This is a genomic window from Nostoc sp. (assembly GCF_036917555.1).
Lineage (GTDB): Bacteria > Cyanobacteriota > Cyanobacteriia > Cyanobacteriales > Nostocaceae > Nostoc.
The window spans coordinates 277,596-303,933 of record NZ_JBALDD010000063.1 but is presented as its reverse complement, the minus strand read 5'-3'; the positions used below and the strand labels follow the sequence as shown (position 1 = coordinate 303,933).

Annotated in this window: 15 protein-coding genes and 1 pseudogene; 10 read left to right on the top strand and 6 right to left on the bottom strand. The window is 41.0% G+C overall.

From position 1 onward, the window contains the following. Positions 1-32: 32 nt before the first annotated feature. The 3 genes from V7K60_RS23795 to V7K60_RS23785 form a co-directional block, all read right to left on the bottom strand. Entirely contained in the window at positions 33-647 is a 615-nt protein-coding gene (locus V7K60_RS23795; protein ID WP_334928940.1) for a hypothetical protein, read from the bottom strand. Between the two features lie 416 nt (positions 648-1,063). Next, complete coding sequence (locus V7K60_RS23790; protein ID WP_334928939.1) at positions 1,064-6,760, bottom strand: nSTAND1 domain-containing NTPase; 5,697 nt, start codon at positions 6,758-6,760, stop codon at positions 1,064-1,066. Positions 6,761-6,891: 131 nt separating this feature from the next. After that, positions 6,892-8,247, bottom strand: coding sequence for an ATP-binding protein (locus V7K60_RS23785; protein WP_334928937.1), 1,356 nt, complete (start codon positions 8,245-8,247; stop codon positions 6,892-6,894). A gap of 331 nt (positions 8,248-8,578) precedes the next feature. Here V7K60_RS23785 and leuC point away from each other — a divergent pair, with 331 nt between their 5' ends. From leuC to V7K60_RS23760, 5 genes are all read left to right on the top strand, one after another. Beyond that, positions 8,579-9,982, top strand: coding sequence for a 3-isopropylmalate dehydratase large subunit (gene leuC / locus V7K60_RS23780; protein ID WP_334928935.1), 1,404 nt, complete (start codon positions 8,579-8,581; stop codon positions 9,980-9,982). A gap of 89 nt (positions 9,983-10,071) precedes the next feature. Continuing rightward, positions 10,072-10,680 carry a 3-isopropylmalate dehydratase small subunit gene (gene leuD, locus V7K60_RS23775; RefSeq protein ID WP_334928933.1) on the top strand — a complete coding sequence of 203 codons (609 nt, stop codon included), beginning with the start codon at positions 10,072-10,074 and terminating at the stop codon, positions 10,678-10,680. A 586-nt stretch (positions 10,681-11,266) separates the two neighbouring features. Beyond that, positions 11,267-12,262: a hypothetical protein gene (locus tag V7K60_RS23770; RefSeq protein ID WP_334928931.1), complete on the top strand. Its 996-nt coding sequence runs from the start codon at positions 11,267-11,269 to the stop codon at positions 12,260-12,262. Between the two features lie 576 nt (positions 12,263-12,838). Then, positions 12,839-14,383, top strand: coding sequence for a calcium-binding protein (locus V7K60_RS23765; RefSeq protein ID WP_334928929.1), 1,545 nt, complete (start codon positions 12,839-12,841; stop codon positions 14,381-14,383). 652 nt (positions 14,384-15,035) lie between these two features. Further along, complete coding sequence (locus V7K60_RS23760) at positions 15,036-15,545, top strand: DUF6174 domain-containing protein (protein ID WP_334928926.1); 510 nt, start codon at positions 15,036-15,038, stop codon at positions 15,543-15,545. A 483-nt stretch (positions 15,546-16,028) separates the two neighbouring features. Here the strand turns inward: V7K60_RS23760 and V7K60_RS23755 are convergent, their stop codons facing one another. Beyond that, complete coding sequence (locus V7K60_RS23755) at positions 16,029-17,222, bottom strand: FAD-dependent oxidoreductase (RefSeq protein ID WP_334928924.1); 1,194 nt, start codon at positions 17,220-17,222, stop codon at positions 16,029-16,031. 584 nt (positions 17,223-17,806) lie between these two features. Here V7K60_RS23755 and V7K60_RS23750 point away from each other — a divergent pair. The 4 genes from V7K60_RS23750 (at position 17,807) to V7K60_RS23735 (ending at position 22,643) form a co-directional block, all read left to right on the top strand. Then, positions 17,807-18,355: a (2Fe-2S)-binding protein gene (locus V7K60_RS23750; protein WP_334928922.1), complete on the top strand. Its 549-nt coding sequence runs from the start codon at positions 17,807-17,809 to the stop codon at positions 18,353-18,355. Continuing rightward, positions 18,342-19,319, top strand: coding sequence for an FAD binding domain-containing protein (locus tag V7K60_RS23745; protein WP_334928920.1), 978 nt, complete (start codon positions 18,342-18,344; stop codon positions 19,317-19,319). The genes V7K60_RS23750 and V7K60_RS23745 overlap by 14 nt, the downstream gene beginning before the upstream one ends. Beyond that, complete coding sequence (locus V7K60_RS23740) at positions 19,316-21,505, top strand: xanthine dehydrogenase family protein molybdopterin-binding subunit (RefSeq protein WP_334928918.1); 2,190 nt, start codon at positions 19,316-19,318, stop codon at positions 21,503-21,505. Before V7K60_RS23745 ends, V7K60_RS23740 begins: the two co-directional genes overlap by 4 nt. Before the next feature lie 763 nt (positions 21,506-22,268). Continuing rightward, positions 22,269-22,643, top strand: a complete 375-nt coding sequence (locus tag V7K60_RS23735; RefSeq protein WP_334928916.1) for a hypothetical protein — start codon at positions 22,269-22,271, stop codon at positions 22,641-22,643. A 395-nt stretch (positions 22,644-23,038) separates the two neighbouring features. Here V7K60_RS23735 and V7K60_RS23730 read toward each other — a convergent pair. Beyond that, positions 23,039-24,391, bottom strand: a pseudogene (locus V7K60_RS23730) (tetratricopeptide repeat protein); the annotation flags it as partial. 245 nt (positions 24,392-24,636) lie between these two features. Between V7K60_RS23730 and V7K60_RS23725 the strand changes: the two are divergent. Further along, positions 24,637-24,888 carry a hypothetical protein gene (locus V7K60_RS23725; protein ID WP_334928912.1) on the top strand — a complete coding sequence of 84 codons (252 nt, stop codon included), beginning with the start codon at positions 24,637-24,639 and terminating at the stop codon, positions 24,886-24,888. 249 nt (positions 24,889-25,137) lie between these two features. Here V7K60_RS23725 and argJ read toward each other — a convergent pair whose 3' ends face one another. After that, the gene (gene argJ, locus V7K60_RS23720) at positions 25,138-26,301 is read right to left on the bottom strand and encodes a bifunctional glutamate N-acetyltransferase/amino-acid acetyltransferase ArgJ (protein ID WP_334928910.1); all 1,164 of its coding nucleotides are present in this window, start codon (positions 26,299-26,301) and stop codon (positions 25,138-25,140) included. Positions 26,302-26,338 lie beyond the last annotated feature (37 nt).

Sequence of the window (26,338 nt, the reverse complement as noted above, 5' to 3'; positions counted from 1 at the left end):
CCAGCTAAGTTACATCAGCACCTGCTATATATTCAAACAGTAGTTAAAACAGGCTGAAAAGATTGCAATAAAATACCTAAAATTTTATCAACTTCTTTAATATAGTACTCAGTCAAATCTATATAAACAGTCGTCCCTTCTAAAAATAAAAACTTCCAATTAGTTCCACTAGTAACTGAGCCGTAAATCCGCCCAACTTCATTGCCTTGATTTTGATTGAACAACTGTGCTGCAATCATTGCCGCTACACATTGACCCAGACCGCCAATAATATCTTCTTTTTTCGCTTCAAAAATAAACATTACTGGAGCAGAAATAAATAATTGCTCTTGGGAATTGCTGATTATATAATCGCAAAAACCTTGCAAGCCTAAAGTAGCATCAACATTAAATTCATTTCCAGAGAACAGCGAGATTTGATTATTTAATAATCGTCTAACCTCTGCGAGGATTGGTGCAATTAAAAACTCCGACCTGGCTTTTTCGGTTGAAATTGCAGTTGCTAAAGGGATGTAATCTATTAAAATCGTTCTGAGAGTTTCTGATGGTGTAACAGGTTTGGTATCAGCAAATAAATTCCGAGTTTCATCCAGTGTTAAGTCAAAACTCTTTTTCACCTTAGCGAGACTAAAATCGCTGTATGCCATCCTTTTGCCTTGTAATTATTTATTTCGTCTATTTTATTTAGATACAACTTAATCTTAGCCCTATTGAATGGGAGCGATCGCAATACGGTTCGGTTAACGTTTTCATATTTTGAAGATCCCCCCCAACCTCCCTTAAAAAGTGGGGCTTCCAAGCCTCTTTTACCCCCTTTTTAAGGGGGTCGCCGTAGGCGGGGGGATCTTAACCGAACCGTATTGGGAGCATCGCACCTACAAAGCCAGGGCGAATGGAATTCGCGGCTACATAGGCAAAGTCCGCCTACGCGGACTAAGAAAAAACTGAGGATTTGAAACCCACGGAGGTCGGTTTTTGTTTGTGTAGACGCAGTTTCTAACCGCCCTTTTGAGTACTTATGCAAAAATATTTATGTCATTACGTTCGCAATGACAAATGTCTATCACTGATTACGTAGCTTCTTAAGTTCTGCATCTGTAAACGGATTCTTCCCTGCGCGTAAATCTTTCACCCAGCGCTGCCGTTGTGCTTTACTATCTTTATCGTCAGTCTGGGCGATGTATGCTTCAAAGTCCTCAATCGCCCCTTGGATGTTTCCAGTCAGCGCCCTAGCCAAGCCACGACTATCACGAATGTTGCCATCTTCAGGTGCAAGTGCAACGGCTTTTTCACAGGCAAATATGACATCAGTAGCTTGTTTCTGTAAGCTACCGTATCGGCAAAGTGAGTTCCAAGAGTCGGCGGAGATTTCAACTTTTGGATCTAAATTTAAAGCTCCTGCGTAATCTGCTAGTGCTTCCTTTACCTTGCCTTCTTCGACAATTCTGTTTCCTTCACTAATCAAGCGTTCAGCCTTGCCTTTGTTGACAAATTCTTTTGCTCTGAGTTGGGAATCAAACTTTAATTTATTATTCCACTGCTGTGCTTTGCCAAACTTTTTAACAGCGCCATTCATATCATCATTTCGCGCTAAGTTCTCACCTTGGATGAGTAACGCTGTCGCCCCTTGCGCCAACCACGATGGAGTTTGGCATGATTGCAACTCTTCTAACACTTCTGGATGGGCAATGAGGTAATTATTTAGTAAGTTGCAACCAGTGTGTAATAAATTATCTAAATCCAAATCCCATAAAATTATTGTCTTATCTTCACTAGCAGAAGCTAATTGTTGTCCATTGGGGCTGTAAGCAACGCTTGTGACCAAATCGCTATGACCAGTCAGGGTTTTGAGGAGTTGACCACTGCTGACATCCCAGATTTTGATCGTCTTGTCACGACTAGCAGAAGCTAACTGTTGTCCATTGGGGTTGTAGGCGACAATAAAGACATAACTGTTATGACCAGTCAGGGTTTTGAGGAGTTGACCACTGCTGACATCCCAGATTTTAATCGTCTTGTCCAAACTTGCAGAAGCTAACTGTTGTCCATTGGGGCTATAGGCGACGCTTCTGACCTCACTACTATGACCAGTCAGGGTTTTCAGGAGTTGACCATTACTGACATCCCAGATTTTGATCGTTTTGTCAGTACTTGCAGAAGCTAACTGTTGTCCATTGGGGCTATAGGCAACGTTATTGACCTCACTGCTATGACCAGTTAGGGTTTTCAGAAGTTGACCACTGCTAATATCCCAGATTTTAATCGTCTTGTCACGACTAGCAGAAGCTAACTGTTGTCTATTGGGGCTGTAGGCGACGCTAAAGACCGTATCGCTATGACCAGTCAGGGTTTTGAAGAGTTGACCACTGCTGACATCCCAGATTTTGATCGTGTTGTCAGAACTAGCAGAAGCTAAATGTTGTCCATTGGGGCTGTAGGCGACGCTATAGACATAACTGCTATGACCAGTTAGGGTTTTGAGGAGTTGACCACTGCTAACATCCCAGATTTTGATCGTCTTGCCCAAACTTGCAGAAGCTAAGTGTTGTCCATTGGGGCTGTAGGCGACGCTAAAGACATAACTGCTATGACCAGTCAGGGTTTTCAGATGTTGACCACTGCTGACATCCCAGATTTTGATCGTGTTGTCAGAACTAGCAGAAGCTAACTGTTGTCCATTGGGGCTGTAGGCAACGCCAAAGACCGTATCGCTATAACCAGTCAGGGTTTTGAGGAGTTGACCACTGCTGACATCCCAGATTTTGATCGTCTTGTCAAAACTTGCAGAAGCTAACTGTTGTCCATTGGTGCTGTAGGCGACGCTAATGACCTCACTGCTATGACTAGTCAGGGTTTTCAGGAGTTGACCACTGCTAACATCCCAGATTTTGATCGTCTTGTCATGACTTGCAGAAGCTAACTGTTGTCCATTGGGGCTGTAGGCGACGTTTCTGACCGTACCGCTATGACCAGTCAGGGTTTTGAGGAGTTGACCACTGCTGACATCCCAGATTTTGATCGTCTTGTCAGCACTTGTAGAAGCTAAGTGTTGTCCATTGGGGCTGTAGGCGATGCTATAGACATAACTACTATGACCAGTCAGGGTTTTGAGGAGTTGACCACTGCTGATATCCCAGATTTTGATCGTCTTGTCACGACTAGCAGAAGCTAACTGTTGTCCATTGGGGCTGTAGGCGACGCTAAAGACATAACTGCTATGACCAGTTAGGGTTTTCAGGAGTTGACCACTGCTGACATCCCAGATTTTGATCGTCTTGTCACGACTAGCAGAAGCTAACTGTTGTCCATTGGGGCTATAGGCGACGTTATTGACCTCACTGCTATGACCAGTTAGGGTTTTCAGGAGTTGACCACTGCTGACATCCCAGATTTTGATCGTCTTGTCATCACTTGCAGAAGCTAACTGTTGTCCATTGGGGCTATAGGCGACGCTAATGACCGAACTGCTATGACCTTCTAAAGTATTCACCTCGATCGCACGGTTTTCTTTCTTCTCGTTTGGCTTTAAATAAACCGCTTGCTGTAAAGTTAACACGGTTTGCGTTCGGGTATCGCTTCTGTGCTGTGCCCAAAGTGTATGCTTGAGTTTGCTACCTGCTTTTAAGGCTGCTATTAAAGCATCTGCATGTTTTCCAGAGACAAAATAGGTTTCCGAAGAATTATTGATGGCGCTAATTTGATTAACATTTGCCTCTACTGCCCATTGGAATGTTGCTGCTGCTAAAGCAGCAAATCCTAAACCTGCGGCCACAGTACCAAAAAGGGCGCGTTTGAGAAAGCTATTTAGTTTCGCCTCACTCAGTTTTCTTTCTTTTCGTTCCTCTTCCAGTTCCGCCATTACCTGCTTTAACTTCGGTTCCTGTTGCTGGCGGATAAAAGTGGCGATGTAGTCATGTACCAGTTGATAACGGTCAGCCGGGTTTTCTGGTAGCAAAACCACTAAACCGGATTGAACAAAAATTTCTAAAATCAAATCTAATTTGCTGATTTCAGAAGCTTGTTTTGCCCTGGCTTCTGATCCCCCCGCCTGCGGCGACCCCCTTAAAAAGGGGGTTGAAAGAATAAAGCCCCCCTTTTTAAGGGGGGTTGGGGGGATCTCCGAGAAATACGGGAACAAATCGCGTTCCAACTCAGCGCGAGTCTTGAGAGGGCGAGTTCCTTTTTCATCGGTCAGCAAATAGAGTAATATATCTGCTGCTTGGTGATTTTCTTCACCACAATCATTAACAACTTCATGCAAATAACGCTTAACCAATTCGTCCTTAGTTCCACGCTGCTGATATTCTGTCAGAGTTGTAATATTCTCCGTTTGCAGTTGCGCTCCCACAACCTGCAACTCAATGGGACGAACTTCACCCAATTCTCCGGCTAAATCTTGCACCAGTTGTTCAACTAAAACAGGTTCTAAGTGAAAACTAGTATTTTCAGTTAAACGCTGAATAATTGACTTCGTATCACTAGGTGAGAAGTTCCCCAATTTGTAAAGCACGTTCTTACTGAGAATGTCATTGCCAATAATTTGTAGACTGGACAAATCATTGCACTCCAGCAAGTAATGAATGTAATCTACCCGCAGCGATAAGATAACTTTCAGCGATAGAACATTCAGACACTCTCCCAGAAACTCAAAGAATTGCTTCCTTTGTGCAGGTTCGGTGTAAACGAAGAAAAATTCCTCAAATTGATCGAAAATTAGCACTGTGCGGAGGTTGTGCTGTTCGTTTTCTTTGAGTCTGGATATTAAATATTGCGGAGTTCCGAGTTCTAAAGCTGAACGTTGAGGTTCTGAGGTCGAAGTTCCGAGTTCAAAGGTCGAACGTTGAGGTTCTGAGGTCGAAGTTTCGAGTTCTAAAGCTGAACGTTGAGGTTCTGAGGTCGAAGTTTCGAGTTCTAAAGCTGAACGTTGAGGTTCTGAGGTCAAAGTTCCGAGTTCTAAAGCTGAACGTTGAGGTTCTGAGGTCAAAGTTCCGAGTTCTGAGGCTGAACGTTGAGGTTCTAACTCTCCCCACTCCCCACTCCCTCCCAAAAGCCTCCCTAACTCTTCCACCCAGTTGGTGTAAACCCGCATTACCACCGACAAATAATCTTGAGTACCTATGGCTTTATTCTTTAAAGCTGGCACTAGTCCCGCATTCACCAAGGAACTTTTGCCTACACCCGATTGCCCATGAATTACTATCAACTTATAATCAGGGCGACCCATGCGTTCAATTAAACGTTCTACATCCAAGAGGCGACCAGATGCAGCAATTTCTGGGGCAATATTTCCTTGGGGAGAGTTTGAGCGCAATGACTCTACAAATGCCTGTTTTGTAGCTTCTAACTTACCCGCACCAATAAAAGCCCGCAAGCCAAATTGCTGTTCTATGGAACGCCGTTGCTGTTTGATGTTGTATGCTTGGAGATATTTTTTCTGCTCAAAATAAACCTGCTGCAAAAACCTGAGAATATCCAAGTAAAGCCTGACATCTTCTAGGGGATTCCCCACATTTGTAGCAATTTCTACGCTGAAAGTTGCCTGTTGAATTTGACCTAAGTTGTATTGAGAACGACCTAAAATAAACTGATATAAGCTCAAGTCTTTTGATTTTAAAACCCTTTCGGGAATATCAGATAAAACCCCTGATATATTAGCTGATTCCAGATTTGGAATCGCAGCAAAAACTTTTAATGCTTGCTTAACTAACTGATTTGCCTTCACCCAGTTTTTTTGAGCCAAAGCCACCTCAGCTAAAAAGCCGTAATCTTTGGCTAATTCCTTTAGCTGTTTGTTATTTTGATGGATTACTAAAGCTTGTTCAGAAAGACTCTGCAATATTTCCCACTTTTTCAAGTCTCGCAAGATATCACCAAATTTAACTACTGAGTTAGCAATTAAGTCTGGACTTTGAAACTGGTTAATAAGATTTATATACTCTTGAAGATAATGCCAACTTGTCTGGCCATCTTGACAATTGATATCTTGATGCTTCAAAGCTTTGAGATAATAACAAAAGCTAATTTCACCGAGGATTTTTACCTGTCTTTCTAAATTATGACTTTCCTGCCAGAGCTTATAAGCTTTGTGATAATGCTCTAACGCCGAATCCTTTTGATTATTTATCTGTTTAATAAAACCTAATAAAGATTCTAAGTTAGCTTGAATATCTAAATTATAAATATCTGGCTTTTTAATTAAATCTCTTTGCGCTGCTTCTAACTCATTTTCCAGTTTCAGATAGACATTGACGCTCAATTTTAGATTATTACTAAACCATTGATTAGCGGTTTGGATGATAAAATCTACTAATTCCTGTGTTGATATGGCAAAATTTCTTGTAGTTGCCCAACTTTCCAAATCTGGCGCAAACTGTATTAGTTGCTCGTAGATTTCATCGTCAATCCACACCACTAAGGGAAAAGCAAAATTCTTGCGAAACTCCTCCCGCACCTGATTTGCAGAAGTTAACATCACAGACAAATTCTGCACAGATTCCAAACCCACAACCATCACACAGGCTGGTGTTTCTTCGCCGAATTCTTCCTGAATCGCAGTATAAAGAGTCCTGTTAGATTGCTGCACCGCCAAGACACAAATTTCGACTTGACAAATTTCCCGCAGTCTGGGGATTAAGCGATCGCGCTCTCTAGCATAATTACACCGGGCCAAAATCAGCTTAAACTGTCCCACAGAGGACTCAATCGCCCAAGCTAATTGTTGCAGTCCCTTTTCATTTTCAGGTTGCCGTGAATCTGTCATACCAATTTGGAATTTTGGATTTTGGATTAAAAGAGCCAGGGCGAATAGCAGATGTAGGGTGTGTTACCGCGAAGCATAATGCACTGAAAACCGGAGATGATGCCTTACAGAAGCCTTAACACACCCTACCGTTAAGAAACGTTCAACTCCCTGGCCTCAGCCAAAACCGGATTAACATCAAACCAAGGCTCGCCACCATCCCGATATTCAAACACAAACCGACTACGGATCAGTTTTTGATATCCGTGGTCATCACTCACCTTTTTCCTTTCCTTGACATGACGTAACAATTGCCACTCATCCTCAGAAATCGGCAACATGATTTCATTCCGACGAGAACGAATAACTTGCTCTAAGGTTTCACGGGTTAGAGGAAGACTCATTTCTTCCATAATCCAGGTATTCAGCAGCCTCAGCACGTCCCGTACATGACCACCGCTCATTTTACATAACCGCTCTAGACTTGCAGCACTATCAAAAATCTCCGTAATTTTATTTAAACGCTCCTCTGGTGTCATGTCAGGAAAAGCTCTAGCTAGTACCATCTGCTGCATGAGTGCCATTCCCTCTACATGAACACTGCCATCAGTTTTTTGTACAGGTACCATAGGTAACACCTTGGGGTCTTCTGGGAAACGCTGAGTCAGCATTCCGTAATCATTGGAAAACTTCAAAGCCAAGGGCATGGTGTAGAGGAGATGACAATTAAGCCTTGTCAAAAACTCACCCTGATCGACAAATAAATATTCCTGCTGCGGACGACCCCAAGGTTTGGCACGATTATCTATGCGGTCAAGATTATCGACAATTACGACTAGACCATTTTTACCCTGCTGTTTGAGTTTAGCGATCGCAGGTTCCAATAATTCTTGATTAATCGCTTCCAGCAACTTAGTTTTTTGCGGTGCTAAATACTGATTGAGTTTTTCTCGCAGCGTTGGGTCATTTTTCATCTTCGCGGTGATTTCACCAATGCCCATAGACAGAGAAAGCTTTTCTTTTTCAGAGGTGACACCAAAATCGCCGACATTCGGAACCTTAACTTTTACCCCCGTCACCTCGGAGTTTAATACCTTCCAAGCACCTTGCAGCAACTCATTAAACTTATTAGGTGACTCCAGAGTAATTTTATCCAGACTTTGACTCACCCGACGAGCGATCGCTAGCAGCACATCAGCAATATCGACATCAGTCATTTCCAAATCATCACTGGACTCAAAATAGACCACATGGAAGCCTAACTTTTCCAGTTCTGCCTGTAACCGTAATAGTTCTGTCGATTTACCACAACCAATATGCCCAGTAAATAAAGTGCAAGTGGGTTCATTCGGCTTAAAAAAAGTAATTTTCTGCTTCAGCTTGCCAAGAATATCACCACCTCGTACCGAGGAAAAATCTATATAATACTTGCCATCAGAGCTATTGTTGACAAACAGAGTTCTGCTGGGATCGCTAGCCTGATAAAATTCCCGTAAATCTATGGGCATAATGCTGGTAGTGCAATTGTCTCGTATTGTCTCAACATATCCTTGTTCATAAGGATAAAGTTATTTACATCTTTGCATCTCAATATTTCGGAGAATTTTCGCATTTACTACCTCAAAGGCAATCAAATGACATCGCTAATTCTCTGCGTACCTTTGTGCTGACCTCTGCGCCCCTACCCTATGGGAAGGCGATGCGCCTATGCGTTTAAATTTCCCCCCTTAATTCGTCACAATTTTACCCAAAGCTGTAAGTAATATTTAAGTGATCTGCAAAAACCTAGACTTTTTTTGATACTATTTAAGACCGGACTCCTTAAATATTGATTGACGTATGAGCAAAGGTACCCTGTTTGACAAAGTTTGGGACTTACACACCGTTGGTACACTTCCCTCAGGGCTGACGCAACTATTTATCGGGCTTCATCTAATTCATGAAGTCACCAGTCCCCAAGCTTTTGCTATGTTACGCGAGAGGGATCTAAAGGTACTGTTTCCAAAGCGTACCGTCGCCACAGTCGATCATATTGTGCCGACAGAAAACCAGGCGCGTCCCTTTGCCGATAGCTTGGCAGAGGAAATGATTCAGGCGCTCGAAAATAACTGTCAAGAAAATAACATAACTTTTTACAACATTGGCTCTGGTAGTCAGGGTATAGTTCACGTCATCGCTCCCGAACTTGGACTCACTCAGCCAGGAATGACGATCGCTTGTGGAGATAGCCACACTTCCAGTCATGGAGCATTTGGTGCGATCGCATTTGGGATCGGTACTAGCCAAGTTCGAGATGTTCTCGCTTCCCAAACCCTTGCCCTTTCCAAACTGAAAGTCCGCAAAATTGAAGTTAACGGCATTCTCAACTCTGGTGTTTTCGCCAAAGATGTTATCCTGCATATCATCCGCACCCTCGGCGTGAAAGGTGGTGTGGGTTATGGCTACGAATTTGCAGGGACGACATTTGAACAAATGAATATGGAAGAGAGGATGACTGTCTGCAATATGGCGATCGAAGGCGGTGCTAGATGCGGCTATGTCAATCCCGATCGTGTCACTTACGATTACCTCAAAGGCAGAGATTTTGCACCCATTGGTGCAGATTGGGATAAAGCAGTGGCTTGGTGGGAATCCATCAGGAGCGATGCAGATGCTCAATATGATGATGTAGTAGTATTTGACGCTGCGGAAATTTCTCCTACTGTCACTTGGGGGATTACTCCCGGTCAAGGTATCGGTGTCAACCAGTCAGTACCTCAACCGGAAGAATTGCTGGAAGAAGACCGATTCATTGCCGAAGAAGCTTACCGCTACATGGATTTATATCCCGGTCAACCAATCAAGGGCACTAAAATAGATGTCTGCTTTATTGGTAGTTGCACCAACGGCAGAATTAGTGATTTGCGAGAAGCGGCAAAAATCGCCAAAGGTCGCCACGTTGCAGAAGGAATCAAAGCTTTTGTTGTCCCCGGTTCGGAAAGGGTGAAGGAAGAGGCAGAAGCTGAAGGACTGGATAAAATCTTTCAGGAAGCCGGATTTGAGTGGCGTGAACCAGGATGTTCTATGTGTCTGGCCATGAACCCCGATAAGCTACAAGGAAGACAAATCAGCGCCTCCTCCTCCAACCGTAACTTTAAAGGAAGACAAGGTTCATCTTCTGGTCGGACATTGTTAATGAGTCCGGCGATGGTCGTCACTGCTGCGATTAAAGGCGAAGTCTCTGATGTGCGCGAGTTGCTGTAATTTCCAAAAGGGCATGGGGGATTGGTTATTCCCCTCATCTCCCTCATCCATTTTTCAACAGACTGTCATTGAAATAATAGATAAAATCTATGGTGAGTGAAGTTAAAACAGTTTCAGGGCGCGGTATACCCTTAGTGGGCAATGATATAGATACTGATCGCATCATTCCCGCACGATATTTGAAAGCCGTTACCTTTGATGGGTTAGGTGAAGGTGCGTTTATTGATGACCGAACAGCACTTAAAGGCGAACATCCCTTTGACCAACCCCAGTACCAAGGGGCGAATATTTTAATAGTCAATCGTAACTTTGGCTGTGGTTCATCACGGGAACATGCACCCCAAGCGATCGCAAAATGGGGAATCCAAGCTTTAATCGGTGAAAGCTTCGCAGAAATCTTTTTCGGTAACTGTGTGGCAATGGGCATACCTTGTCTGACAGCCGATGCTGTTACTGTTAAACAACTACAAGATTTAGTCGCTGCTAATCCCCAAGCCGCCGTGACAGTGGATTTGGAAACCTTGCAAGTGCAAATTGGTGATTACACTGCCCCAGTTGCGATCGGTGAAGGGACAAGAAGCACATTCATTTCTGGAACTTGGGACGCTTGCGGTCAGTTGGTGGCGAATGCTGATCAAGTTCGGGCAACAGCTACAAAATTACCTTACGTCAGTTGGAGCAATTTAGCCGCAAGTTAGTATTCTCTTGTTCCCTGGCTCTGCCAGAGAATGCTCATTGGTGGGCTGCCGCCTCCATTGACGCAATGCACTAGGTAGACTGCCTCTCTAGTGAAAACTACATGGGTCTGGGGATGGGAACAATTGCTTGAATATGCCAGCCCAATATCTGTTTATCGATAGGGTAATTTAATTGACACAAGTATTTACAAGTGTAAGTGTGTGATTCATGAAGCTTAATTTATCGCACCGTAGACGATCGCTTTTCCCAATTTGGGAAAAATCGTGCCTTGCGCTACTCTCCATAACGCCGATTTTTTTATTGGGGCTTACGCCTTTTCCTGGAACAGGAACTGAAAAATATACCAAGCTGAATGCTCGACGCTTCCTAAATTTTGATTGGGGAGATTTGTAAAATTCTGGTCGTAGCTGCTCTGGAGCAATATTTGGATGTGACTGAGCAGCAGAAAGGAAATGCGATTTCTACTTTGGTTTTTTAGGAAAGTGATGACAATAAAAATTAATATAATAATTTTAATCAGAAAGACTATTTAGATAGGGAATAATATAATTTAATTGAAACAACTATCCGATTCATATTTAAAAGATGTTATATTTACTTATCCTTAAATTACTACATGAAAATCGAAATTTTACTACTATTAATCCTATTTTAAATACTTTCTCCTTAGATTATTGTGAAGAGATCGATACTGCTGCTAATCATGAAGAATTCATTAAAATCAAGAGAAAAAGTATAATTAATTCTTTGCAAAACTACACAGTTGGACACAATATTTTTCTGAAGCAAGCTCTTGATTACTATAACGAAGCTGTCACTTATTTATTTATTAAAAATAAAAATATACTTGTAGAGAGAATAACCGAAAGTCAAGGAAAAAAAACACCTGATTTTCGAGTTAAATTAAATAATGAAACATTTTATATTGAAATGAAAACATTAGGTTTTGCTAACGGAGAGCTAAATTATTATAATGCTATAAACGAAGGTTTAAACGCTCAAGTTTCTCTTGAAGAGCAAATTAAAGCTGGAAGAGAGATAGCAGTTGCTGAAGCTGGTATTAGTCCTTTTAATATTAGTAATAAAGGGAATTTATATAATAATTTAATTCAAACTAGAGTTATTGAAATTATAATTAATAAAATTAATAATAATTTAAAGGAAGAACAATTTTCACTTGGAAAAACTATACTTTTTATCGATTTATCTCTAATGCTAATGCCATACGATTGGAGATTGAATTCTGTTCCTATATTTCAAGAAAAGCTAGGAAAATCTATGGTTAGCGGTATATTTTGGCATTCAGCATTTGGCAAGGTAGGTGAAAGAATATTTTCAGCCATTGAATTTGAAGGAGCGAGAAATATTGAAGGTGAATTAAGCGTAGAAGGAATTTTAAATAATCATTCTTGGATACAAGCTTTATGTTTCCAAACATACAACATAAGCCGACAAAGGAAGGTAGTTTGTTTACATAGAGAAAAAGATAAAGAAATGATTGATGTTCTTCATCCCTTGTGCGATTTTTTCAATGACGAATTTAATACAAACGGTTATGAAGTTCTTCAAGCAGGATCTTAACACATTTGCGATGTTATATAGATGCTAATTAGATATATAAACACTATTTGAAGGTTAAAAATGTCTATTACACTAAGTAAGATATTGATTGTACGTTTTGCCCTAACGCTTGAAGTTCTTTTTTAGCATTGCTTTTAATAAGATTTGGCTCTTTTCATAAAAGTGATTGGTAACTGTGCAATCAATATATCTGAGCTAGGTAATATACCTAGCTATTAAGTGGTAAATTTAACAAATAGGTATTTAATCCTCGCAGATTAGAAGCACTATTTTAAACTTTAACGAAAATCGTTCAATAGTCGAAAGCTAGCTTGCAAAAGGCATTCACAAGCTATTCTCTCTTTTTAAAATGACGTGAGAAGGTTAGGTCTGTCTCTAAAACTCATAGTGAAGAAATTTTACAAAAACTAATCTTTTGCATAAAAGAAGAACATATCTCTGATTAATACTTAGCAGCTAAAAACTAGAAGTTTTGTAGTTAGTAGACAGAAACTAGTACTTCGATACTTTTCTTAAAAATGAAGTATTAGTAACTCATTGTTCACTTAGATAAATTAAGAATTAGGAGTATTAATCATGGCAGTAACTTGGATTCCAGGGCCAGGGCCGACTAATGGAGCAGATGTAGGTACTAGTAATGCCGCTTCTGATAACTTCAATGGTTTGGGTGGAAATGATAGCCTTTATGGAAATGCTGGTAACGATCTGTTACAAGGTGGCGATGGTATCGATTTTCTATCTGGTGGGGATGGAAACGATACCATACTTGGAAATCGTGGCAACGACACCTTCATTGGCGGAAATGGCAGCGATCGCCTAATCTGGAACAATGGTGATGGTAGCGACAGAATTAGCGGTAACGCTGGCTATGATGTGGTTGAGGTCAACGGCGCGGGTGTGGGAGACAACTTCCGCCTGCAACAAGATACTCAAGGTAGAGCAATCTTCGATCGGCTGAACCTGGTTCCCTTCACTCTGACTGTAGACAGTGCAGAAAGGTTTGAAATCAATGGTGGTGGAGGTGATGACATCCTTGATGTCAACAACCTGTCAGGAACTTCTGTAAATGCAGTCTGGTTCACAGGCGGGGCTGGCAATGATGTGCTGGATGGTAGTGGCACAGCGACACCGTTGAGAGCCTTTGGTGGTGAGGGTAATGACAGTCTTACAGGTGGTACTGGCAATGATAACCTCTATGGTGATACTGGTAATGACCTGTTACGAGGTGGCGATGGTATCGACTTTCTATCTGGTGGGGACGGAAACGATATTATACTTGGAAATCGTGGAAACGACACCTTCACTGGCGGAAATGGCAACGATCGCCTGATCTGGAACAATGGTGATGGTAGCGACAGAATCAGTGGTAATGCTGGCTATGACGTGGTTGAGGTCAACGGCGCGGGTGTAGGAGACAACTTCCGCCTGCAACAAGATGCTCAAGGTAGAGCAATCTTCGATCGGCTGAACCTGGTTCCCTTCACTCTGACTGTAGACAGTGCAGAGAGGTTTGAAATCAATGGTGGTGGAGGTGATGACATCCTTGATGTCAACAACCTGTCAGGGACTTCTGTAAATGCAGTATGGTTCACAGGTGGGGCTGGCAATGACTTCCTTGATGGTAGTGGTACAGCGACACCGTTGAGAGCCTTCGGTGGTGAGGGTAATGACATCCTCTATGGTGGTGCTGGCAATGATAATCTCTATGGAGATGCTGGTAACGATATATTACAAGGTGGTAAAGGTAATGACATCTTGACTGGTGGTGCTGGTAGCGATCGCTTTGTATTCAACTCAGGTGCTAGGTACAATAGTGCCGATCTCGGTGTAGATAAAATTACTGACTTCAGCAGCTATAGCGATAAAATTGTCCTTGATAAGACAACTTTTGCCGGACTCAATAATCTGTACCAAATTACGATAGTAGCTAATGATGCAGCAGCTGCAACTAGCTATGGACTCATTACTTATAGTCTTGGAACTGGCAACTTGTTCTTCAACCAAAACTTGACATCACCAGGCTTGGGGACAGGTAGTCTGTTTGCCAACATTGATAACGATAACAATCAATACACAGCCCCACCATTATTATCAGCTACAAACTTTGAGATCGTTGCGTAAACATCTCTCAAAATCCATAAAAGCTAAGGCATGTCTGCAAGCTTACAGCTAAATCCTAATTAGCAATCATTAATATTGCTAATTAGGGATAATTGAATCCTCCTCATACTTCAAGTATGGGGAGAATTATACAGCAGTTTTCTTTTGCATGAAGTATGAGGTTGCAGAGGCAGAAGGCAGAAACTCTTTATATCTCAATACGCTTGGGTTAAGGGTTCTTAGTGTAGATAATTGGTCTTTCAAGATGTGATAAAGGCTTGAAAGTCTCTTGTTGTCCTTGTTTTTTCATTAGTTCAATCCAGGTAGATACGAAAAACTTAAGAATTGCTGCGTAGGCGTAGCCAGCACTTCTCTACGAGACGCTGCGCGTAGCTTGCTTCCACGAAGTGGTACGACAAAGCTCAGTGACCACCGTAGGGATTGCTTTGGACAAGGAGGCAATTTTGGGCGATCAAAAATATTTCGGCAAAGTTCCTAATTTATGTCTTGAAAGTTGGATTATGGATGGACATTATTAAAAATGCAGATTTATTTTTATACGAAAAAAATTAATTAAAAGATAAAGTTTATTTAAACAGCCTCTCGTAAATAAGTTGAAATTTGCTGTACTATAAGAATAGTTAGAGTTTTTACAACTAATAAATCGATTAATATGCGTTTACCTATCCTTATCAGTGCAACACTATTGCTATCTCTAGGTCTGAATCTAACAGCTATATCCGAAACTACCGCAGAGAAAGCACAATATCAAACGCAAACAAATAATAACTTGAATTCAAGACGGTTGAGATTTAATAAGCGTTTGTGGGAGCAGGCAAATATTTATAACTATCGCATTACGGTTAGCAACAGTTGCTTCTGTATACCAGATGCTAGAGGCCCAGTAGTTATTCAAGTACGTAATGGTCAAACAACTTCAATCACTTCTGTAGCTACTGGTAAACCAGTTAATCCACAATTCTTTCAAAAATACGACACAATTCCCGAACTCTTTAATGTGATTCAAGATGCTATCAACCGTAAAGCATTCAACTTGGATGTAGAATACAATGCTAAACTTGGCTATCCAACTAAAATTAATATCGATTACAATAGTCAAATAGCTGATGAAGAAATATTTTTGACAATTGAGAATTTTCAGGAACTTAAAACTAGACGCTAAACTGATTACTTGCGCTCAATATCGGCCAAAAATAGGGGTAAATTAGCAACTCCAAAGCGAGATTTAATACTTCAATTTACCTCAAAAAGCTAATAGCGATCCAATAGGGTTCAGTTAAGGATTATTCGTGTAGATAATTGGTCTTTCAAGACGCGATATAGCGGTTTCCATTCAGATGCGGTTACAACATTACATCACGAGGGGCTATGGGTGTACCTCACGTAAACGATAACCGCTATAAATCGCGTCTCTACATCTGGGTTTTGAGCTTATCTGAACTGTATTGGATAGCTATTAGCTTTTCATAAAAATTAACAATTAGATGAAGTTATATTGATTTTGTGCAAATAATTCTCAATTATTCAACGAATTTGTCGTGTTTGAAGGCTTGACTAAAAACAGTCACTTCTGATAGCCTTAAATTACTCCATAAGATTAGCGCTTGCTGTGATAAAAGTAAGTTTACTAATACTACACTAAAATTTATCTTTTTACAGATGGCTTAAAGTTGTACACCCATTTGTGAAAATCATCATTAAGATTCATTTGGCGCTCTTGCGTCTGTCCCGTAGATGCCACGGTGCTAATGTCATAGTACCGCATTTCACCCAAAGCACTACGAGTTTGAATGAGTTTTGTCCGCTCGATGCGACACTGTTCATAGCTAGTCAGAGCTTCTTGCAGATTAGCTGAATCAGAAAAACACTCTCGTAGTTGGTATGCATCTTCAAAAGTGGTATTGGCTCCTTGTCCCATTGCAGGTGCCATTGGATGAGCTGCATCGCCTAAGAGAGTGACTCTGCCTTGACTCCATTGAGTTAACGGTGGGCGATCGCAAATTGGCCCTTCCCAAATTTCCTCGGCTGGTGTCGCTTCTACCACCACCCGGAAGGATTCATCCCAGTCGGCTAATTCATGGAGAATGCGAGACTTCACTTCATCAGCACTGTGGGAAAGGGAGTACTCAGGCGAGAACTTCCGACTAATCCAACTGGTATAGCCGCCGCCCACATTCAGAAGGTACATAAACTGTTGATTGCCTTTAATAAAGACTAGTTCATAGTCATTAAATAGCTCGTGGCGATACTTAATGACGGCACGCCAACACATACTACCGATATAATTAGGCTTACCCTCACCAAATAAAGTTTCTCTAATGACAGAGTTAACGCCATCAGCCCCAATCAGCAAATCTGCATCTACTGATTTTTTACCATCAAAATGAATTTTTACACCGTTTGCATCTTGCTCAAAGCCGATGCAGCGATGATTGAGGTGAATGATTTCAGGCGGCAATCTTGATGCTAAGACTTGCTGTAGACGATACCACCAAATAGTTAACAACGGTTGTCCGTATTGTTCTATATATTTAGTTGCGTTAGTTCGGATTGTCTCAGACTGAATATTCTTTAAAACCGTGTGGTGAACCTCGCATCCTGAACTTTTGAGGGTTTCGACAATTCCTGGCGCGATCGCATCTAGAGAATTCAAACCATTAGGAGCCAGTCCTAGTCCAGTTCCCGCCGGACGAAATTCTTGGGCTTTTTCGTATACTTGAACCTTTATCCCTTGGCTTCTCAGTGCGATCGCAGCAGCTAAACCGCCTGGCCCAGCACCGACAATAGCAACTTTCTCTACTATGGGTTGGGATAATTTCTGAGTTAGATTTGTGTTCATATTATTAAGTCAGAATTCAGAATATTCTTACAAATACATATGCTTCTTCCATGTCTTAAGGCAACTTTACCTTTGAGCTAGACCCACAGTCATTACTTTGACTCCTAAGTACTTTTTTAGTCAATCTTCCTTAAGAATCAACCCTGAATTCGTGTTCTAATGGATTGTCATTAGTTTTGCGGTTGCTGGTAGTAACAAAAACTGTATACTTCAGTATTTTTTACCAATCTGACAAACGCAAATAAATACCATTACGTTGATTTGAGCGATAAGTTCACTAAATTTAACTTTTAATTTTCATAAACTTCCTGTAAGTTCACTAAGCTTACGGTATCATTTTCGTATTCAAAAAAATTGTGAAAAAGAGTTTGTATGAAATTTAATTTCTCTATGTCATTGGTTTAAGTGAGTTCATCACTGCTTCTTGTAAATTCCCCACAAGTCCTTGCTTAAGGGGTTAGCTCTTTACGCCTGATGCCATCCGATCTTGCCATTACTTCTTAGATTCTAAATGTCAAACTAGAACAACCGCAGAATTTTTATCGCTACTATAGTAAATGATGTAATTATTATCTACATGAGACATGAAAGAAAATTCCTTAGCTTTAATAACTTCAGACTCATTTACCCAGGAAATGAAAATATTCGGATCAGAGGAAGTAGAATTATCACTGAATGTTAATAATATATCTTACTCCCTGAAGATAGAACCTCGTGTTACATTACTAGATGCACTTCGAGAAAAGCTAGGTTTGATGGGCACTAAAAAAGCTTGCGATCGCGGTGAATGTGGTGCATGTACTGTATTAGTTAATAATCGGCGAATTAACTCTTGTATGACTTTGGCAATCATGCACATCAGTACTGAAATTACCACGATCGAGGGAATAGCACAAGATGGTAAACTCCATCCTATGCAAACAGCCTTTATTAGCCATGATGCTTTTCAATGTGGCTACTGTACATCAGGTCAAATTGTCTCAGCTGTAGGGATGATATTAGAAGAATCGCCAAAATCTGAGGCAGAAATTCGAGAAAAGATGAGTGGAAACCTTTGCCGTTGTGGAGCATATCCAAATATTATTGCGGCGATTCGGGATGTGCTAGAGGAAAAGGAAGATGCAGCCATTTAGTTATGCCAAAGTTACCTCAGAAGAAGTGGCGATCGCAACAGTTGAGCAAGACAAAACTGCCGCATTTATTGCTGGTGGCACAGATTTACTAGGATTAATGAAAGATGGAGTCCAAACAGCGAATATATTAATTGATATTAATAGTTTGCCCTTAGCAGATATTGAATCTCAAGCGAATGGAATCCGCATTGGTGCTATCTCTCGAATGAGCGATGTGGCTTTTCATCCCAAAATTCAGGAATGTTATCCAGTAATTAGCCAAGCTTTATTACAAAGTGCTTCACCGCAATTGCGAAATATGGCAACAGTGGGCGGAAATTTACTGCAAAGAGTCCGCTGTGGTTACTTTCGTGATCCGGTTTTTCCTTGTAATAAACGCACTCCCGGTATAGGTTGTTCGGCAATTACAGGTTACAATCGAATGCATTCTATTTTCGGAGCTAGTGAACATTGTATTGCCGTTCACCCTTCAGATTTAGCTGTAGCTTTGACGGCATTAGATGCAGTGATTTGCATCCAAGGAATAGAAAAAGCACGTCGAATTTCAATTCATGATTTTTATCTCTTACCAGGTGAGACACCAGCAAAAGAAACTCTATTACAACCTGGAGAATTAATTGTTGCTATTGAAGTTCCAGATTTTGCATATAAATCCCATTATTTAAAAGTAAGAGATCGAGCTTCTTACGAATTTGCTCTGGTTTCTGTAGCTGTTGCTTTAGATATAGAAGAAGGCATAATAAAATCAGCACGCATCGCTTTTGGAGGAGTAGCACCCAAACCTTGGCGTGCAAGGGATGCTGAGGAGTTCCTCAAAAGGAAAGCAATTAACGAAGATATCTTTACAGCCGCAGCAGAAGCAGCCGTCAAAGAAGCAAAACCGCAAACAGACAATGAATTCAAAATTGAGTTAGTCAAACGCGCTTTGGTACGCGCACTCTCAGTTGTGGCAGAAAAATTATGAATAAAATTATTGGGAAACCACTTGATCGCGTTGATGGTAGGCTGAAAGTAACGGGAGAAGCACCTTACACAGCCGATGTGCCAATAGAGAATTTAACTTATGGAGTGATTTTTCAAAGCGCGATCGCCAGCGGTAAAATTATCCAAATAGACACATCCGCAGCCGCAGTCGCCCCCGGCGTGGTAGATATCATTACTTACCAACAAACCCCATCTCTGGTAAAAATACCCTTCTTTGGTCCTCAAGAACCTCAGTCAACTGAAAAAGACCATAATATCTACTACGATGGTCAACATTTAGGGGTTGTAATTGCCCAAACTTTAGAACAAGCTGAAACTGCTGCCTCTAAGATAAAAATTATCTACGAAGAAGCCATTATGACAGTCACAATGGCACGTACAGAGATATTTGAACCTGAATCAATATTTTTTGGCATGATGCCAGCTAAAATCACCAGAGGAGATGTTGAATCGGGGAAAGTACAGGCAGATGTGGTGGTAGAGCAAGTTTATACTACACCAATAGAACATCATAATCCCCTAGAGCCTTCTGCAACCATAGCAATGTGGTCAGGGGATAATTTGACATTATATGAAACCACTCAAGGCGTTTCTGCAACCCAAAGCCGAATTGCATCTATTCTGAATATTCCCGAAGAAAATGTCCGCGTCATCTCTAAATATTTAGGCGGCGGATTTGGTTGTAAAGCACTGCTGCGATCGCATACGATTTTAGCAGCGATCGCCGCTCGTCAAGTAAAACGTCCAGTAAAAGTAGTACTAACACGATCGCAAATGTACACTGCTTGCGGCCACCGATCCGAAACTCAGCAGCAGCTAACGTTAGGTGCAACCAAGGAAGGCAAACTAACCCTGATCGAGCAAATTGGTACATCTTTAACTTCCATATTTGATGACTTTGCCGAACCAGTGGGTGCAGCAACAACGATGATGTACGCCTGTGCCAATTTGGAAATTAAATACCGTTTGGGACGCATCAACGCTGGCACACCAACCTTTATGCGAGGGCCAGGAGAAGCGCCGGGAATGTTTGCCTTAGAATCGGCAATGGATGAACTGGCATACACCTTAAATATCGATCCAATTGAACTAAGACTGAGAAATCATGCAGATATCGATCCGCACAAAGGATTACCTTGGTCAAGCAAATCCCTGAAAGAATGTTACCAAGAAGGGGGACAAATTTTTGGTTGGTTACAACGGAATCCAGTTCCCCGTTCCATGCGAGATCATCATTTCCTGATTGGTTGGGGAATGGCAAGTGCGACATTTCCCACCAATGCTAGAACTGCATCAGTTAAGGTAGAAATTTTTGCCACTGGAGAAGTGAAAGTACAAAGTGGTACTCAAGACATTGGTACTGGTACATATACAGTGATGACGCAGGTAGCTGCTGAAGTATTAGGTTTACCAGTACAGTTTGAACTAGGTGATACTAATCTTCCCAAAGCCCCGATTACAGGGAACTCAATGACAGTTGCGAGTGTTTCCCCGGCAGTGCATAAAGCAGCGATCGCCGCACGGGATAAGATAATTAAAATGGCGATCGAAGATGCAAATTCTCTGCTTTATGGATCGCAAGCAGAAGATATTACTGTTGAGTCAGGGCAAATATTCTTAAAACAAGACCCATCCAAACGAGACAGCTACACTGATATTCTGTGCCGTCATGGATTAGAAAGTTTAGAAGTTACAGAGGAATCCTCACTCAATCCAGAGAGCCAACAATATGCCAAACATTCTTTTGGTGCGATATTTATCGAAGTTGCAGTTGATGAATTGTTAGGAGAAATCAAAGTTAGACGTTGCGTAGGCGTTTATGATGCAGGGCGAATTCTCAACTTCAAGACAGCGCGGAGTCAAGTTATCGGCGGGATTACATGGGGAATCGGTATGGCGCTGATGGAGAAAACTGTAATGGATGCTAATCAGGGCAGAATAGTTGGTGCTAACCTTTCCGATTACCTGATTCCCGTTCATGCAGATATCCCCAATATGGAAGTGCAATTCATTGAAGAACACGATCCTTATGTGAATGCACTAGGAACCAAAAGCCTTGGGGAACTTCCGATTGTTGGGGTAGCCGCTGCCATATCTAATGCAGTTTATCATGCCACAGGTAAGCGAATTCGCGATCTGCCAATTACACCAGATAAGTTGTTGTGAATGAATTGGTTTGTAGTTTGCCCTTTAGCGCTAAATGATGGCATTAATGAGGCGAGTATAATCAGCAAGGTCGGCTGTGGTAAATCGGTTAACCCATTCAAAAGCTTAAGCATATTTTTTTTTATTAATAACAATATTGACTAAATCTGTTGTATTTACATTGTTTTCCTGTAAAAAAATTGTCCTATCTTCCCTTTGCAAGCCTCAGCGCATTTCTACGCTTATTTAGAGAGATTGCTGCAAATTAGTAATGGCTTCAATTAGTAGATTTGTACTTTAGAATAGGTCACTAATATTAACTAAAGTAACAGCTTCAGCAAAACCAAACAGTATTAAAAGTATCACATCTGTTATTTAAAAAGCCACATCATGCGCTCTAATAACCCTGTTTTATTACTCTGATCAAATAAAATTACAACCTGTATTTTTACATTAGTCTGTGGAGGTTGACTTTGCTTATGTAGCAGCAATTTCCAGTCGCTTCGATTATTATTTTTTCAGAGTTATAAAAGATCATTAAAGTGCTTGACAAAAGTTTTATAGTTTGGGATTATTTTGAATAACAATACAAAATTCAGAATTCAAAATTCAGAATCAATTAGTAGAGGATTCAAACCACTCACTTGATAATAAACCACCAAAGTTTTATTTTGGTGTGGTTACTGAAACTTGTTTATTTATCCACAAGTTACACAGATTCAATTGTGAATTCTGCTTACTGAATTAGGTTTTGTTAATTGAAGTCTTTGTTTGGAAACTCCTCATGCTAAAAACAACTTCTCAAACAGTAAAAGATTCTTTTTCCATTAGCTTTGATAACCTTAATGACAATTTTTTATCTGAATTAAGCTCCGATGAAGCCTCTGAAATTAGGGGAGGTTTTAAAGTTAACAATGATTCAGGAAGTACGAGAGCTTTTTACAATTTTGGACAGTTTGTACAGCCACAACGCCAACTTTTACAACCTGGACAAAGCGGTGATTATAATGGAGAATATATTTTATATAGTTCTTCACAAACCAGCTTTGAACCAACAATATCAGAAAAACTTGCTCCAACAGACATAGTAAGTTTTCGTCTGGACGGAGATAGGGTAGTTATTGGTACTGGAGCTATCTTTTTTATCACCGCGACGTAAGGCTAAGTAGCTGGACAAAAATATTTACAGTCATTGCGTACTCCCATCAAAAGTCAGGTGTAATTAGATGACTTTCAGTTAAAAAACATACCATTGTAGGGGCACAATACCTTGCTTGCGCCCCTATAAATCTACAAATAATTTAGAATATTTTATTTTTTGCAAGCCCTGTCGCATTTCTAAGAGGATGTTTGAAAAGTATTTTTGGTAACATCTAAGCCTCAGAAACCTAACCTCCCCAGCCCCCCTTCCCTACAAGGGAATGGGGGTTTCAAAGCCTCTCGACCTTTCAAGGAGAGGAATGGAAGCGGGATTTCTAGTATACTTTACGACTTTTTAAACATCCTGTAAGCTTATTTGGAGAGATTACTCTAAATTAGTAATGGCTTATTTGTATTTTGGAAGAGTACACCAATATTAACTAAGGTAACAGCTTCACCAGAGCGATCGCCCACAGCACGCCATAGGGGCAGAGCTTGGTTGAAAAAATCGAGTGCTTTTTACTTTTCTCCTAAAGCGTCGTAGACTCGACCGATGTTATTGAGTGTGCGAGCTTCACCAGAGCGCTCGCCCACAGCACGATATAGGGGCAGAGCTTGGTTGTAAAAATCGAGTGCTTTTTGCTTTTCTCCTAAATCGTAGTAGACTCGACCGATGTTATTGAGTGTATTCGCAACACCAGAGCGATCGCCCACAGCCCGCCTAAGGGGCAGAGCTTGGTTGTAAAAATCGAGTGCTTTTTGCTTTTCTCCTAAATCGGAGTAGACTACACCGATGTTACTGAGTGTGCCAGCTTCACTAAAGCGATCGCCCACAGCACGCGAAAGGGGCAGAGCTTGGTTGAAGAAATCGAGTGCTTTTTGCTTTTCTCCTAAATCAAAGTAGATTTTACCGATGTTATTGAGTGTAGTCGCAACGCCTGCGCGATCGCCCACAGCCCGCCTAAGGGGCAGAGCTTGGTTGTCAAAATCGAGTGCTTTTTGCTTTTCTCCTAAATCGTCGTAGACTGCACCGATGTCATTGAGTGTAGTCGCAACACCTGTGCGATCACCCACAGCACGCGAAAGGGGCAGAGCTTGGTTGTAAAATTCGAGTGCTTTTTGCTTTTCTCCTAAATCGGAGTAGACTCGACCGATGTGATTGAGTGTAGTCGCAACGCCTGCGCGATCGCCCACAGCCCGCCTAAGGGACAGAGCTTGGTTGAAAAAATCGAGTGCTTTTTGCTTTTCTCCTAAATCAAAGTAGACTCCACCGATGTTATTGAGTGTAGTCGCAACACCAGAGCGATCGCCCACAGCACGCGAAAGGGGCAGAGCTTGGTTGAAAAAATCGAGTGCTTTTTGCTTTTCTCCTAAATCGTCGTAGACTTTACCGATGTTATCGAGTGTAGTCGCAACACCAGAGCGATCCCCCATAGCATGGAAAAGAGGCAGAGCTTGGTTGTCAAAATCGAGTGCTTTTTGCTTTTCTCCTAAAGCGTTGTAGTTACGCCCAAGCCCAAGCAGTGCAGTTGCTTCAATTTTTTGGTCTTTGAGTTGTCGCGCAATGGTTAAAGCCTGCTGTAATATTTGTATTGCCTGTTGGTGTTCCTGTTGCTGTGTCAGTTTTATCCCTTGCTCAAGCAGTCTTTCTGCTTCTTGCGCTTGCGAATTTTGAGTTTGTCCCCAAGTGGGTTGAGCCATCAGCATTACTGTTATAGGCGTTAGATAAACGCCCACAGCCAAAAAACTGGTGAGAATTTTTTTCATAGAATCGCGCAGAGGTAGCTGTTTTCAATTGGGTCTAGAAGCTGTCGTTACCAACATTGTGATCTTTGTGATCAACATTGCAATGTTTCTTATTAATATCGTGATATTTGTGATCAACATTGCAATGTTTCTTATTAATATCGTAATGTTTGTGATGAACATTGCAATGTTTGTTATTAATATCGTGATGTTTGTGATGAACATCGTGATATTTGTTATTAACATCGCAATGTTCCTTATTAATATTGCAATGTTTATTATTAACATCGTGTCTGTCGATTAAAATTATCAGTGATACGGTAGTCACTGTAAGTCAATTACTACTGAGTCGCATCATCTCTGCTACTCAACACAAACGCTCATGGACAGCTAAACAGCTAAAATCTTTAGCTGAATTTAGTTTTGGACAACTGCGTTCAATTGATTTTTTGCGATCGCCAAAGAAACAGAAGGCACTTTTCCCCAAATTAAAACTATTTTCAAAGCTGAAGATTTAGGAGCATGGGACGAGATTCAAGCAAAATTCTTTGATGAAGGTACAATCTTTGACAAAATTCGAGCGAAAAAGTCAACTTAACCTTACAAAGGGCAATAATAAATCATCCCCCACTAATTGACCCTTATCTATGAGACGCTACGCTCTTTCTTCAACACCGAGCGCAATGAATCAATGAGCTTTCACCCTAAATCCCTCTCTTAAGCTTGGGAGAGGGACTTTGAAATTTGCATTTGTGTAAGAAGTCTAATCAAGTTGAGTATTTACCATTAATTTCTATATAACCCTCTGAAAGATCGCAACCCCATACAGTTGCAGAGGCATCGCCAATATTAAGGCTAACATGAATATCTACTTTATCTTTAGACATAATTTGCCGTAACTGTTCTAGATTTTCCTCAGTTAAGCTACTAGGATAAACTTTCACATTATCAAAACTAATAACAACTCGTTCTGGATTTATCTGCTGTTCATTTTCACATTTGCCTATAGCCATAGCAACTCGTCCCCAATTTGGATCTGCTCCATAAACGGCAGTTTTTACTAATGGTGAATTTACAATTGCTTTCGCTACTGTTTTAGCTTGTGCATAGTCAATCGCTGAATCTACAGTTACCTCAATTATCTTAGTAGCACCTTCTGCATCTCGTGCGATTTTCAGCACCAATTCCTGTGCAACTTCTTGCAATGCACTAGCAAAATCTAGTTCTGAAACTTCACCGGCTATTCCATTAGCAAGAATCACAGCAGAGTCACTAGTAGAAGTGTCAGTGTCTACACTCAAGCAATTAAAAGTTTTATCTATAGTAGAGCGAAAAATAGAACGAAGGCTATTTGCAGAAATTGCAGCGTCAGTAAAAAAGAAAGTTAGAAGGGTAGCCATATTAGGCTCAATCATGCCAACACCTTTAGCAATTCCTACTAGCTTGGCATTTCCTATTTGCCGTGTAGCTAGTTTCGCTACTGTATCGGTAGTCATAATACCACGAGCAGCGGCATGAAAATCAGCATCAGTCAATTTTTTGCCCAATCCTAATAAACCAGCTCGGATTTTTTCAATAGGGTAACGTCTGCCAATTACACCTGTAGAAGCTATCACAATATTATGTGCAGCAATTCCAGTTTCAGTTGCCACTAATTGCAGAACCTCTTGAGCATCAGCGATGCCAACAGAACCATTAGCTACATTTGCATTTTTAGATATAACGACAATTCCTTGTGCTTGTGAATCTTTTAAGTTATCACGGCTAATAGTAATACTTGGCCCAGCAAAAAGACTTTGAGTGAAGACTCCATCTGCAATACAAGGAACTGATGATTTAATAAATACAAAATCATCAGTTGTATCTCGTATTCCCAAATTAGTGATGAATGCACTAAAACCTTGAGGTGTGGAAGATATAGTTAATGACATTTTTTGATATTTAATAATTTGCTTTAATTATCTCATA